This is a genomic window from Nocardia takedensis NBRC 100417 (genome assembly GCF_000308695.1).
GTDB lineage: Bacteria > Actinomycetota > Actinomycetes > Mycobacteriales > Mycobacteriaceae > Nocardia > Nocardia takedensis.
Genome location: NZ_BAGG01000263.1, coordinates 50,988 through 63,839, shown reverse-complemented (window position 1 = coordinate 63,839; position 12,852 = coordinate 50,988). Strand labels below are relative to the sequence as shown.

Below are 12,852 nucleotides of genomic sequence, written 5' to 3'. Positions count from 1 at the left end.
CGGATCTCGGCGTCGGGTGCCGGCCCGACGCCGAGTCCGAGGGGGCCGCGCCGGACGGGCCCAACATTCCCGCCCGGCGCGGCGGATGTGCTCGAGAAACCTGATGAGGGGATTCCTTGCACGAAGGGCAAGGTAGCCATCGCCGCCGCGACGCACCGTGATCGACACCACATTCGCGTGGATTCTCAGTGTCTTCTAAGTAAAAACTATGTCACATAGTACGAAATGGCTCCGTAGATATAGCTGCGCGAGAGTTCGAATCCTGTTGCGTCATCGAGCGGAGCGCACACCGCCTCCTCTCGAACAACGAAAAACTATGTAGCCTCGTATTTGACTCGGCCGGTTTCGGGCGGCGAAGTGTCATGGCGCGGGTTCGCGCTCGGAAGAGAGTGTGAGGTCACGATGAGGATTGCGTGGTCGCCGGGGCGGCGCGGCGCGGCGCGTGCTTCCCGGCGACGGGCACCGATACCGCGGGCGCTCGAACCGCGGCGCGGTCCGTCCTGGCCGCTCGTGCTGGGAGCGGTCTGCGTGCTCGCGCTCGTCGGCGTGCTCGTTTACCACATGGTTCCCAAGTATCAGGATATGGCGGAGCGGGCGCGCTACCTCCCCGATTCCGATACCCCGGATCCGTCGGTGGGAATCGAGGGGGTCGAACGCGCCGAGTACGCGCCGGGCAAGCACGTGCGCAGCCCGCAGCGGGTCGCCTACGATCGCAGCCCGCCCATGGGCGGGCCCCACGACCAGTACTGGGCCGCGTGCGGCGGGATGGTCTACACGGTGGCGTTGCGCACGGAGAACGCGGTACACGCCCTCGAACACGGCGCGGTCTGGATCACCTACGATCCGTGCGGGCTCTCGGCGCAGGAGATCGCCGTCCTCGAGGGCAAGGTGCGTGGGCAGGGCTACATGCTGATGTCGCCGTATCCGGGGCAGCCGACGCGGGTGAGTCTGCAATCGTGGGGCCGCCAGCTGCGCGTGGACCGGGTCGAGGACCGCCGAATCGACCAGTTCGTCGCCGCGCTGCGTCAGAACCCGAACACCCATCCCGAACCGGGCGCCAGCTGTTCGGTCGTGGGCGGCTTCGACCCGGACGACCCGCCGCCGTTCCAACCTGATCCGCCAGGCCCCGACGCGGTACCCGTCGACACAGCACCCGCGCCATCCACCACCCCGACTCCGTGAAAGACCACAGATGACCCTCGATGCCCCGGTCCCGGACAACGACGCTCGACCCGATCCGCCGTCGGTGTCGCGGTGGAGCAGGCCCCGGCTGCCGGTGCGTCCGGCGTTGCTCGCGGCGCTGGCGGCGGCGGTGATGCTCGGTGTCGGTGTCGGGTGGCAGATCAGTCCCCGCCCGGATCTGCGCGAGCACACGGTCGTCGATGTCGGATTCGCCCAGGACATGTCGGCCCATCACGGACAGGCGGTGGAGATGTCGGCGCTGGCGATGGCGCGCACCGACGATCCGGAGATCCGAACGCTGGCCTACGACGTGGTCACCACCCAGCAGAGCCAGATCGGGACGATGCAGGGGTGGCTGTCGCTGTGGGAGCAACCGGCGAGCGCGCCCGGCGCGGTGATGACGTGGATGCGAGCCCGGGAATCCGGGCCCTCACCCTCGACCCACGACATGGCGAACATGACCGCGACCGCGGCCTCGGCGATGCCGGGCATGGCCGGCCCCGAGGAACTGCGCAGGCTGCGTCAGTCCTCGGGCCCGGCCGCCGACGTGCTGTACCTGCAACTGCTGCTGCGCCATCACCAAGGCGGGCTGGCGATGGCCCGCTACGCCCGCGACAACGCCGGACTCGCCGCCGTCGCCCGCCTCGCCGAGACCATCCTGACCACCCAGACCGCCGAGTCCGACACCATCGGCCAACTCCTCGACCAGCGCGGCACCACCCCGCTCCCGGCGAACTGACACCCAGCACCGCCACCGGAACACCGACAGCGGTGTCGTCGCGGGTGCCGCCCGGAACGCGAGCCCCCGCGTCACCGAGGTGGCTCCGCTCTTCGTCAGGGCAGTCCCAGGCAGGCCGCGAGGGCGACCAGACCGACCGCCAGGCAGGCCACCAGCATCCCGGCCGCGATCGCCCCCGCGCCCGCGAGCACCGCGGGCAGTGCCGAGACCGCGGGAGCGCCGGGGGCCAGCCGACGGCATCGGCGCTCGAGCGACTCGTCGACCAGCGGCATGTCGAGCCCGCCGGCGTTCGATCCGGCCGCTACCGCCTCCAGCGCGGTGCGCATCGAGGCGGGATCGGTCAGCCGCGCCGCGCGGCGGTCGGCGGCCAGTTCGACCAGGGCCGCCACCGCCGTCGGCGCGGCGGCGAACAGCGGTATCCGAGGAAAGGCGGCGGCCAGGACCCGGCACACGCCGAGGATCTGGTGGTGGAATCCGCGCAGGTGGGCGTGCTCGTGCGCGAGTACCGCGCTGCGCTGGAGCGGTGTCAGCCGCCGGGCCAGTCCGTCGGTGGCCACGATGTAGCCGCGCCTGCCCGCGACGCTGAACGCCAGCGGCACCGGATGCTCGAGCCAGATCAGCCGTGCCTGCCGCGGATCGGCGCGCCCCAGCAACCGCACCACCTCGGTGTGGTGGCGGATCGAGCGGCCGCGCGCGCGGACATCGCGGGCGCCGACCACCACCAGCCGCGCGCTCACCGCGAGCCCCGCGCCCAGCGCGGCCGTCCACAGGAAACCTCGCGCCGAGGCCGGTGTCAGATGCTCCACCGTGCTCAGGCAGGTCAGCAGGGTCTCCAGGGGCCGCTCGCCGGGAGCGTGACCGGGCCAGAGCCCGAATGCCACCGCGGCCAGGGTCAGCACGAGGACCGTCGTGATGGCTCCCAGCCATGCCGCGATCGTGGCCACCGGCGCGGCCACCGACTCCACCGCACGCAGCACCGACGGCGCCGCGATCGCCGACACCGCCGCCGCGATCGCCAAGCCCAGCGCCAGGATCACCGATCGCCGCTCTCGGCCAGCCCCCGACGCAGCGCCTCGATCTCGCGGGCGGAAGCGGTGCGGGCCAGATGCAACAACACCGCGGGCGCGTCCGGAGTGGTGTCGAGAATTCCGCGCAGCACCTCGGTCGTCGCCTCGGCACGGCTGCGGCGGGGACGGTAACGGTAGGCGCGGCTGACCTTCTCCCGCAGCACCCACTCCTTCTCCCACAGGTGGGTCACCACCGTCAGCACCGTGGTGTAGGCGGGTGGACGCCTGCCGGGTTCGGCCAGACCCTCCACCAGGTCGTGGACCGACAACGGCTCGTCGCTGTCCCACAGCAGGTCCATCACCCGAGCCTCGAGTGCGCCCAGTCCTTTCACCGCTCTCCTCGCGTTCTCCCCGTCCCGATTGTGCCGCACCACGCCGCCCGCGACCGGCACCGCACACCGTCGCCGACCTCCACGCGACCCCGCCACCCGCGTCGCGGTCGGGGCCGCAACCCGCGGCACCGAACCCCAGATACTATGTTGCATAGTATTTAGGTGGCGGGCGCCGACCGGACCCGCCGGTCGAGGAGGATCGGATGATTCGAACAGCGACGGCAGTCGCGCTGATCGCGGCCGCGCTGGCATCCACAGGCGCCACCGCTTCGGCCCACAGTGAGCTGGAGGGCTCCGACCCGGCCCCCAGCGCGGTCCTGGACACGACGCCGACAGCGGTGACGCTGACGTTCAACCAGCGCATCGCCCAGCAGTTCGCCACGGTGTCGGTGATGGGCGGGCCGGCCGACGAGCAGTGGGTCGCGCAGGGCGTGACCGTCGACGGGCCCACGGTGCGCGCCACACTGCGGCCGGGACTGCCCGCCGGGCAGTTCACCGTCGGCTACCGGGTGGTCTCGGCCGACGGACACCCGATCACCGGCTCCTACGGTTTCACCGTCACCGCGCTCGCCGCGCCCTCGCCCTCGGCGGGCGCCGCCGCGCTCGACACCGCCGCCGCCCCACCCCCCGCCCCGGCGACCGCGGACACGAAGACCGACACCGACACCGGGTTCCCGATCCTGTGGGTGCTGGCGTTGGCGGGCGTGCTGATCGCGGCGGGGCTGGCCGTGGTCCTGCGAGGCGGGCGACCCAAGCCCCGCGACCGATAAGCCGATGCCGCTCACGGCCCTGGCCACCGCGGTCCACCTGCCCGAGGCCGCGCCGTCGCTGACGGCCTTTCTCGGCTGGGCCCCGCAGCCGGTCCCGGTCCTGCCGGTGACCGGGCTCGTGCTCGCGGCCTGCTACGGGTGGGGTGTGGTCCGGGTGCGGCGCGCGGGGCGGCGGTGGCCGTGGTGGCGCACCGTGTCGTTCACGACCGGATGCGCGATCCTCGTCGCGGTCACCGGCCTGGGGATCGAGGGGTACGGGTACCGGCTGTTCAGCGTGTGGATGTTCCAGCATCTGACCCTGTCGATCCTGATACCGCCGCTGTGGGTCCTCGGCAGCCCCGGAGTGCTGCTGCTGCGCTCGGCCGCCCACCACGGCGGTGGCCGGATCCTGCTGAGCCTGGCACTGGGGGGACTGCGCAGCCGCCTCGCGCGCGCGGCGCTGCATCCGGCCTGCACCATCCCGGTATTCCTGGTCGGCTACTACGGGCTCTATCTCACCCCGCTCATGGACATCCTCGGTGCCAGTGCGGTCGGCCATCTCGGCCTCGAGGTGTTCTTCCTGGCCAGCGGCTTGCTGTTCATCGTCCCGGTCCTGTCCACCGGCCCGCTGCCGATCCGCCGGACCAACCTCGGCCGGTTCTTCGACATCTTCGTCGAAATGCCGCTGCACGTCTTCCTCGGCGTCGTGCTCATGATGGCGACCTCGCCGATGATCACCCTGTTCGCGACACCACCACCGCGCTGGAGCATCGACCCCCTGGCCGATCAGAACGCCGCGGGCGCTCTGGCCTGGTCCTACGGCGAACCGGTGGCGCTGATCGTCGTCACGATCTTCGCGATCCGCTGGCATCGCGACGAACACCGCGCCAACACCGTCGCCGAGCGCTACACCACCAGCGAGGACCCCGAACTGCTCGCCTACAACGACTACCTGCGCCACCTGCACGGGCGGACACCGCCCGGCGCGCCCGCGGCCACCGCGCACGCCGCGCCCCGCGACCGATGACCCCCGCGCGACACGGAAGATCACACCCGATACTTTGTCATATGCGAATGTGACTATATTATAGCTGGGAGGTTCACAACGATGGGACATCAACACTCACACGCACCGGCCGGGGCCAGCGCGTCCAGCCGCCACGTCGGCAAACTGTGGATCGCGGCCGGCCTGGGCCTGGTCACGGTCGTCGCGCAGGTGGCCGTCGGGTTGACGACCTCGTCGCTGGCGCTGCTGTCGGATTCGGCGCACGTGTTCACCGACGTGTTCGGCATCCTGATGGCCCTGGCCGCGATCATGGCCGCCCAGCGCGCCACGGCACGGCCCGACCGCACCTTCGGCCTGCACCGCGTCGAGGTCTTCGCCGCGCTGCTCAACGCGGTCCTGCTGTTCGCGGTCGCGGGATGGGTCGGCTACGAGGCGATCGAACGCTTCCAGTCCCCGCCCGAGGTCCCCGGACTGCCGGTGACCATCGTCGCGCTGGTCGGCCTGGCGATGAACGTGGCGGCCTTCCTGTTGCTGCGCTCGGGAGCCAAGGAGAGCCTCAACGTGCGCGGCGCCTACCTTGAGGTCATGTCCGACATGCTCGGCTCCATCGGCGTGCTGGCCAGCGGCATCGTCACCCTGGTGTTCGGCTGGCGCTACGCCGACCCGGCCATCGGCGTGGCGATCGCGCTGTTCGTGCTGCCGCGCGCGTTCAACCTGGGACGCCAAGCGGTCAGGATCCTGCTCCAGCACGCCCCCGAGGCCCTCGACATCGACGCGATCACCCTGGCGCTGACCGCGCTGCCCGGCGTCCGCGACGCCCACGACCTGCACGTCTGGACGGTCACCAGCGGCATGGAAGTCGCCTCGGTCCACCTCACGGCCGCCTCCGACGCCGACCCCGCCGCGGTGTTGGGGCAAGCGCAGCAACTGCTGTCCCACCAGTTCGGGCTCGCGCACGCCACCATCCAGATCGAACCCGAGGCCGCCCGCAAGCACTGCGAGGAGATCTCGTGGTGAATCCGATGTCTCGACACGGCATCACCGCGCCGATCCACGCCGCACCGAAATACTATGTGACATAGTATTTCTCTGAGAATCCGCTGATAAATGCCGTGATCTGTGACTGCGGTCACTGTCGTTGCCGACGATAGGTCCGTAGAGTCGCGCCGTGCCGAGCGGTCACCGCGACGCTCGAGTCCACATCGGTCCCTTCCCTTTTCGTGCCTGCCGGGGCACGGGTCTCGAACTCGACAAGGATGCCCATGTCCACAGACCCCTCCGCCGGCATGCCCGCTCACACCCTCGACCGCCTCCGCGCGGTCGCGCGCCACGATCTGCCCGCCTCGATCGTGGTGTTCCTCGTCGCGTTGCCGCTGTCGCTGGGCATCGCGATCGCCTCGGACGCCCCCGTCATGGCCGGGCTCATCGCCGCGGCCGCCGGCGGCATCGTGGCCGGGCTACTCGGCGGCTCACCGCTGCTGGCCAGCGGCCCCGCCGCGGGGCTCACCGTCGTGGTGGCCGAGTTGGTGGGGCGTTTCGGCTGGAAGGTGACCTGCGCGATCACCGTGGCCGCCGGGCTGGTGCAGATCCTGCTCGGCCTGAGCCGGGTGGCCAGGGCGGCACTGGCGATCTCACCGGTCGTGGTACACGCCATGCTCGCCGGAATCGGCGCGATCATCGCGCTGCAACAGGTCCACGTCCTGCTCGGTGGATCCTCGCGCAGTTCGGTGTGGCAGAACATCACCCGGCTCCCCGAGCAACTCGGGTCGCTGCACGGCGGTGACCTGCTGGTGGGGCTGACGGTGGTCGCGGTGCTGTTCGGCTGGAAATACGTGCCCGCGCCGCTGTCGCGGGTGCCCGCCGCGCTCGTCGGTGTACTCGGCGCCACCGTCGTGTCGCTGGTCTTTCCCCTCGGTGTGGAACGGGTCGTGATGGACGGTTCCATCCTCGACGCGATCGCCGTGCCCGCGCTGCCCGACGGCGCGTGGGGCGCGTTCCTGGGCGGTGTGCTGACGATGGCGCTCATCGCGAGCGTGGAGAGCCTGCTCTCGGCGGTGGCGGTGGACAAGATGCACACCGGGCCGCGCTCGGATCTGAACCGGGAGATGATCGGCCAGGGCGCGGCCAACATGGTCTCGGGAATGCTGGGCGGACTGCCGGTCACCGGGGTGATCGTGCGCTCGGCGACCAACGTCACCGCGGGCGCCCGGACCCGCGCCTCCACCATCCTGCACGGGGTGTGGATCCTCGTGTTCTCCCTCGCGCTGGCCGGGCTCGTGCAGCAGATCCCCAAATCCGCGCTGGCCGGGCTGCTGATCGTCATCGGGATCCAGCTGATCAAGATCGCCCACATCCGCCTGGCACGGCGCACCGGAGACCTGCCGGTCTACCTCACCACCATCGCCGGGGTCATGTTGCTGAACCTGCTCGAAGGTGTGCTGCTCGGGTTGCTGCTCGCGGTGGTCCTGGTGTTGTGGCGTTCGGTGCGCGCGTCGGTGCACGCCGAACCGGTGGGCACACTGCCCACGCGCCGATGGCGGGTGACCATCGAGGGCACGTGCAGTTTCCTGTCCCTGCCGCGCCTTACCCGAGTGCTGGCCGCCGTGCCCGCCGACAGCCACGTCACCGTCGAGATCACCGCCGACTTCCTCGACCACGCCGTCGCCGAGGCGATCGGGGAATGGGTGCGCCGCCATCGCGGCGCGGGCGGCATCGTCCTCATCGACGAGATCGGCTCGGCCGCGCTCGCCGCGGCGGCGCAGCGCAGCCCGCAACGGCACCCGGCCGCGTCGCTGATCCGCGGGCTCGCACCCTGGAAAGCGCGCCAGCGCCACGACCCGGACCGCGGCGGCGCGCTGGCGCCGGTGATCGACGGTGTCGACCACTACCACCGCCACCACGCCCCCCTGCTGCGTGAACACCTCCACGATCTGCGCGAAGGTCAGCAGCCGCACTCGCTGCTGCTGACCTGCGCCGATTCGCGGATCGTGCCGAACGTCATCACCGGCAGCGGCCCCGGAGACCTGTTCACCGTTCGTAACGTCGGAAACCTCGTCGCCCCCGACGAACTCGACACCTCCCTGGAAGCCGCGCTCACCTTCGCCGTCACCGAACTGGGAGTCAACACCGTCATCGTGTGCGGTCACTCCGGATGCGGCGCGATGAAGGCACTGGCCGACACCGGCGCCGGACACCACCCCCGAACCGATCCCGTCTCCACGTGGCTGACCCACGCCGCCACCACCCGCGAGGCGTTCCTGGGCGGGCACTCCGTCGGTCGCGCCGCCGCCGCGGCCGGATTCGACGAGATCGACCAGCTCGGCATGGTCAACGTCGCCGTCGGGGTCCACGCCCTGCGCACCGGCCATCCCACCGTCGCGCCCGCGGTCGGCACCGGCGCGCTGGAAGTGGTCGGGCTGTTCTTCGACATCGCTTCCGCGCGCGTGCTGCACATCAGCGACACCGACATCGCCGAGTTCACGCCCGCGCTCACGCAACCGGCCACGCTGTGAACGGATGCATGCATCGACGCCGGGCGTGGCCCGTACCACCCCCGACGCGGGTGCGCGCTGCCCCGTCCGAGGCGGTCTCGGCGCGGACGATGCCCCTGCCGGTGTGACGCGGAGACGGTGCGGTGTTGGACCTGCCGTTGCTGGCCGGGCCCGTCCCGACGCTCCTGTCGGTCGTTGCGATGGCGGCCCTGGCGTGGTTGCTGGTCCGACCGGTACCCGCGCGCCGGGTATCGGTCACAGGCTGCCTCGTGATCGCGGCCGCCTCCACGGCGGTGGCGGGTCGGCTCGTCACCGATGTGTGGGAGCTGTTCCCCGCCGAGGACCTCGAACCCGAGACCTACTTCTGGTCCGGGTTCGCGGTGTTCGCGATCGTTCTCGCCACGACCCGCATCCCCGTGCGACCACGGGGCCGGACGCTGACCGTGCTCGCCGCGACGATCGTGGTCGCGGCGAGCGCGAACCAGATCAACACCGAGTTCCAGGCGTATCCGACTCTGCGCGCGGCGATCCGATCACCCCACCCCAGCGAGATCGCCTTCGACCGGATCACCTCCGCGGCGTCGCTGCCCCGCACCGAGGGCCCGGTCGAGACTCGATGGCAGCCGCCGCCGGACCTGCCCGCCGCCGGACGGATCACCCACGCGCGAATACCCGGCACCCGCTCGGGATTTCGTGCCAGAACCGCCGAAATCTATCTACCTCCCGCATATTTCACCGACCCGCGCCCGCTGCTGCCGGTCCTGGTGCTGCTGCCCGGCCAGCCCGGCTCCCCGCAGGACTGGCTCGTGTCCGGGAGCCTGGTGTCGACGATGGACACCTTCGCCGCCCGCCATCGCGGCTTGGCCCCGATCGTGGTCGTCGCCGACGGCACGGGCGGACTGTGGAACAACCCCCTGTGCGCCGACACGCGGCGAGCCCGCGCGGCCACCTACCTCGGTGTCGATGTCCCCGACTGGATCCGTGCCAATCTCGCCGTCGACCCGGATCCCGCCGCGTGGGCGGTCGCGGGAGCCTCCTACGGCGCGACCTGCGCGATCCAGCTCGCGCTGACCGCACCCGAGACCTACCCGACCTTCCTGAGCATGTCCGGCGAATCCCGCCCCAGCCTCGGCAGCCCCACCCGCACCCTGGAAGAAGGCTTCGACGGCGACACCGCGGCCTTCGCCCGCGCCGACCCACTCGCGCTGCTGCGCACACGCCCCTACCCCCGCACCGCCGGTGTCGTCGCCGTCGGCGACCAGGACACCGACACGATCCCCGAATCACGCACCATCGCCACGGCCCTCACCGCCGCGGGCGCACAGATCCGCTACCGACAACCACCCGGCGGACACGACTGGCGCGTCTGGTCGAACACCCTGCGACTCGAACTACCCTGGCTCGCCCGACGAACCGGCCTGACCTCCTGAACCACGGCCCCGCCGAACACTGATCCGCCCAGCGTCGATCTGTCCTCACCGACGCGATGAACACACCTATTCCGGAACAGGTCCGCACTCGGCCCGACTCGGCGAGGTCAGCGCACGACGATCTCGCCGGCCTCGACCGCGGCGGTACGGACGCTCAGGGGCTCGCGGGCGGGTCCGCGCAGTACCGATCCGTCGGTGGGGCTGAATCTGCTTCCGTGGCAGGCGCACTCGATGGCCACGGCGTCGACCTTGCTCACGAGGCAGCCCTGGTGCGGGCAGGTCGCGGAGAAGACGTGGATCTCACCGGGAGCGGGTCGGGTCACGACCACTTTCTGCTGCGGGTAGACGCGCCCGCCACCGACGGGGATCTCGGCCACCGGTATGCGCAGCGGTTCGGGATCGGCGTTGCTGTCGGCGCACCCGGTGACCGCGACGGCCGCGACCGCCCCGGCGGTGAGCAGCATCGCGCGGCGGGTGCACCCCGCGCACAGGGAGTGTTCGGTCATCCGGTGACCAGCAGTCCGGTGGCGTACATGACCAGGATCCCCGCGGCGATCCCGGCGAGGGTGAGCGCGCTGGGTCTGCCGTGGTGGTGTTCGCGCAGGCTGGGGGCGATCTGGACGATGACCTGGATGATGGCCCCGACCCCGATGCCGAGGAGCAGCGCGGAGAGTTCGGCGTTGTTGACCGTGGCGCCGAGGACCGCGCCCGCGATGGCGGGGGCTCCGGCGATCAGTCCGAGGCCGAGCAGGACCGGGACAGAGGGGCGGCGGTGGGTGAGCGGGGCGACGACGGCCAGGCCCTCGGTGGTGTTCTGGACGGTGAACCCGATGACCAGGAAGGCGCCGAGTGCGAGTTCGCCGATGGCGTAGGCGGATCCGATGGCCAAGCCTTCGCCGAGATTGTGCAGTCCGATCCCGACCGCGATCATCACCGCCAGCCTCAGCCCGGAACCAGCGGCACCGTCGGTATCGGGTCGGCGGTGGTGCAGCCATTGGTTGATCGCGGTGAGGCCGAGGAAGGCCAGGCCCGCGCCGAGCACGACCACGCCGGTGCCGCCGAACGCGCCGCCGCCGCGCTCGGCGAGTTCGAATCCTTCACGGATGCCTTCCCAAGCGAGGAAGCCCAGCAGACCGACCGTCGCGGCGAGCAGCACCCGCACGACGCGCCCGCCCGCGGCCCGCAGCACGGGCAGGAACAGCATGCCCAGCACGACCGGGACGATGCCGACGTAGGTGCCCAGCAGCGCCATCAATCCGAAGAACGAGGCGTCCGGGCGCGGGGTGGTGACCGCGACGGGGATGTCGTGGGTGATCACCAGCCCGGTCGAGGTGAGCATCGAGACCGTGTAGGGCTGACCGTCCTGCCAGGGATAGTCCAGCCGCAGTCGTGCCGAGGAGAGCCGTCCGATCGGGTCGGTGGGCCCGGTGAAGTCGACGTAGGCGTCGTTGACGAAGATCTGGGCGATCGTGACCTGGTCGGGTCCGGTGTTGCGCACCCGCAATTCGATCGTGCCCGCCTCGAGCACGGTGTGTTCGACCGCGATCTGCTCCACGGGCGGGCCGGAGCGTTCGGGCAGCGACCGCCCGCCCAGCAGGGCGAGCCCGGTCAGCGCGGCAGCGACGATCGCGAGGACCGCCCCTCCGAGCAGCCAGGGTTTGCCGGGGGTGGAGGTGGCGTCGGTCATGACCGCGCCACCACCTCGAACATGCCCATCCAGCCGAGTTCGGCGAACTCGGTCTTGTGGGCGTGGAACATGTACTGGCCCGGGTGGGGGAACCGCAGCTCGCAGATGCCGCGCTGGCCTTGCCCTTGCACGATCGTGTCGGTGTATTCGGCAGGCTGCAAACGGGTTCCGGTCGGGTAGTAGTCGAAGAAGTTCCCGTGCACGTGGAAGCTGTTGATCGGGTCGTATTCCAGCACGTTGACCAGGTAGATCCGCACGAGCTCGCCCTGGGTGACACGGATGGGTTCGTGCATGTAGTGGAACGGGATGCCGTTGACCGCGTAGAGCTGGTTGCCCTCACCGTCGAAGGTGGTGTTGTAGCCGTGCTGGACCATCACCATCTCGTCGGCGGCCGGGCGCGGCTGGGGCGGGTCGACGATGAACGTGCCGTACATACCACGCGCGATGTGCTCGGCCAAAGGGCCTACATGGCAGTGGAACAGGTGCAGGCCGAACGGTGTCGCGTCGAACTCGTAGGTGAAACTCTCACCCGGCGCGATGACACCGCGACCGACGTCGGGGACACCGTCCATCTCGGCCGGGTGGATACCGTGGAAATGCAGGGTGTGCGGATGCTTCGACCCGTTGGTGAAATTCACCCGCAGCAGATCACCCTCCCGGCAACGCAGGGTGGGGCCGGGAATTCGCGAATTCAGTGTCCACGCCGGGAATCGGACACCCGGCGCGATCTCGATGTCCTCGTCACTGGCGAAGACGTCCCACTCGCGCAGCGTCCGGCCGTCGGGTCGGGTCGTGGTCCGGCCGTAGTCGAAGTCGCGCAGGACATCGGTCGGGTTGAACCCGTTGCGACGGTGGTCGACCGTCGATCCCTTGCGGAAGGTCGGACCGCTGACACCACCGTGCCCGCCCGAGCGGTTGTCGGTATGCGATCCGGGGGAGCCCGGTGTCTGCGCCGTGGCGGGACCGGACTCGCCGACCGGTAGCGCGGCCAGGGCCAGACCGGTCGATGCCGCTACCGCACCGCCGAGCATGTACCGGCGCCCCATCGAAGAAGTCATCCCAGCCTCGTGATTCAGGTTGAACTATCAGCATAGTTTGGCATCCCGAACAAATTCTTTCAATTGCCCAAAGTGCGGCCCGTGTCGCTTCTTGCACGAAGATCCGCTCCG

General features: G+C 70.4%; 12 protein-coding genes. 7 read left to right on the top strand and 5 right to left on the bottom strand.

The annotated features are described in order from the left end of the window. The first annotated feature begins 582 nt into the window (after nucleotides 1-582). On the top strand, nucleotides 583-1,182 hold the full coding sequence (locus ON30_RS33685; protein WP_306307403.1) for a thioredoxin-like domain-containing protein: 600 nt from the start codon (nucleotides 583-585) through the stop codon (nucleotides 1,180-1,182). Nucleotides 1,183-1,192: 10 nt separating this feature from the next. Continuing rightward, a complete protein-coding gene (locus tag ON30_RS33680) occupies nucleotides 1,193-1,921 on the top strand; it encodes a DUF305 domain-containing protein (protein WP_040714320.1) in 729 nt (242 codons plus the stop codon). 95 nt (nucleotides 1,922-2,016) lie between these two features. Here ON30_RS33680 and ON30_RS33675 read toward each other — a convergent pair whose 3' ends face one another. Together ON30_RS33675 and ON30_RS33670 are read right to left on the bottom strand one after the other, a co-directional pair. Then, nucleotides 2,017-2,958 (bottom strand): M56 family metallopeptidase, encoded by a 942-nt coding sequence (locus ON30_RS33675; RefSeq protein WP_040714319.1) that lies wholly within the window; start codon nucleotides 2,956-2,958, stop codon nucleotides 2,017-2,019. Continuing rightward, nucleotides 2,955-3,320 carry a BlaI/MecI/CopY family transcriptional regulator gene (locus tag ON30_RS33670; protein ID WP_040714318.1) on the bottom strand — a complete coding sequence of 122 codons (366 nt, stop codon included), beginning with the start codon at nucleotides 3,318-3,320 and terminating at the stop codon, nucleotides 2,955-2,957. The genes ON30_RS33675 and ON30_RS33670 overlap by 4 nt, the downstream gene beginning before the upstream one ends. 203 nt (nucleotides 3,321-3,523) lie before the next feature. Here ON30_RS33670 and ON30_RS33665 point away from each other — a divergent pair, with 203 nt between their 5' ends. From ON30_RS33665 to ON30_RS33645, 5 genes are all read left to right on the top strand, one after another. After that, nucleotides 3,524-4,090: a copper resistance CopC family protein gene (locus tag ON30_RS33665; RefSeq protein ID WP_040714317.1), complete on the top strand. Its 567-nt coding sequence runs from the start codon at nucleotides 3,524-3,526 to the stop codon at nucleotides 4,088-4,090. A gap of 4 nt (nucleotides 4,091-4,094) precedes the next feature. After that, on the top strand, nucleotides 4,095-5,096 hold the full coding sequence (locus ON30_RS33660; RefSeq protein ID WP_040714316.1) for a cytochrome c oxidase assembly protein: 1,002 nt from the start codon (nucleotides 4,095-4,097) through the stop codon (nucleotides 5,094-5,096). Between the two features lie 81 nt (nucleotides 5,097-5,177). After that, on the top strand, nucleotides 5,178-6,092 hold the full coding sequence (locus tag ON30_RS33655; protein WP_040714315.1) for a cation diffusion facilitator family transporter: 915 nt from the start codon (nucleotides 5,178-5,180) through the stop codon (nucleotides 6,090-6,092). 239 nt (nucleotides 6,093-6,331) lie between these two features. Next, nucleotides 6,332-8,587, top strand: a complete 2,256-nt coding sequence (locus tag ON30_RS33650) for a SulP family inorganic anion transporter (RefSeq protein ID WP_082393593.1) — start codon at nucleotides 6,332-6,334, stop codon at nucleotides 8,585-8,587. Between the two features lie 122 nt (nucleotides 8,588-8,709). Further along, nucleotides 8,710-9,996, top strand: a complete 1,287-nt coding sequence (locus ON30_RS33645; protein ID WP_040714314.1) for an alpha/beta hydrolase — start codon at nucleotides 8,710-8,712, stop codon at nucleotides 9,994-9,996. Between the two features lie 107 nt (nucleotides 9,997-10,103). Here the strand turns inward: ON30_RS33645 and ON30_RS33640 are convergent, their stop codons facing one another. From ON30_RS33640 to ON30_RS33630, 3 genes are read right to left on the bottom strand one after another with little or no spacing between them, the layout of a single operon-like run. After that, the gene (locus ON30_RS33640) at nucleotides 10,104-10,502 is read right to left on the bottom strand and encodes a QcrA and Rieske domain-containing protein (protein ID WP_040714313.1); all 399 of its coding nucleotides are present in this window, start codon (nucleotides 10,500-10,502) and stop codon (nucleotides 10,104-10,106) included. Further along, complete coding sequence (locus tag ON30_RS33635; protein WP_051030365.1) at nucleotides 10,499-11,683, bottom strand: ZIP family metal transporter; 1,185 nt, start codon at nucleotides 11,681-11,683, stop codon at nucleotides 10,499-10,501. The genes ON30_RS33640 and ON30_RS33635 overlap by 4 nt, the downstream gene beginning before the upstream one ends. After that, nucleotides 11,680-12,741, bottom strand: a complete 1,062-nt coding sequence (locus ON30_RS33630; RefSeq protein WP_040714312.1) for a multicopper oxidase domain-containing protein — start codon at nucleotides 12,739-12,741, stop codon at nucleotides 11,680-11,682. Before ON30_RS33630 ends, ON30_RS33635 begins: the two co-directional genes overlap by 4 nt. Nucleotides 12,742-12,852 lie beyond the last annotated feature (111 nt).

Coding starts and splice junctions, on each gene's coding strand:
- ON30_RS33655 (WP_040714315.1), top strand. CDS start 5,178: ATGGGACATCAACACTCACACGCACCGGCCGGGGCCAGCGCGTCCAGC.
- ON30_RS33635 (WP_051030365.1), bottom strand. CDS start 11,683: ATGACCGACGCCACCTCCACCCCCGGCAAACCCTGGCTGCTCGGAGGG.
- ON30_RS33640 (WP_040714313.1), bottom strand. CDS start 10,502: ATGACCGAACACTCCCTGTGCGCGGGGTGCACCCGCCGCGCGATGCTG.
- ON30_RS33660 (WP_040714316.1), top strand. CDS start 4,095: ATGCCGCTCACGGCCCTGGCCACCGCGGTCCACCTGCCCGAGGCCGCG.
- ON30_RS33680 (WP_040714320.1), top strand. CDS start 1,193: ATGACCCTCGATGCCCCGGTCCCGGACAACGACGCTCGACCCGATCCG.
- ON30_RS33650 (WP_082393593.1), top strand. CDS start 6,332: ATGCCCATGTCCACAGACCCCTCCGCCGGCATGCCCGCTCACACCCTC.
- ON30_RS33665 (WP_040714317.1), top strand. CDS start 3,524: ATGATTCGAACAGCGACGGCAGTCGCGCTGATCGCGGCCGCGCTGGCA.
- ON30_RS33685 (WP_306307403.1), top strand. CDS start 583: ATGGCGGAGCGGGCGCGCTACCTCCCCGATTCCGATACCCCGGATCCG.
- ON30_RS33630 (WP_040714312.1), bottom strand. CDS start 12,741: ATGACTTCTTCGATGGGGCGCCGGTACATGCTCGGCGGTGCGGTAGCG.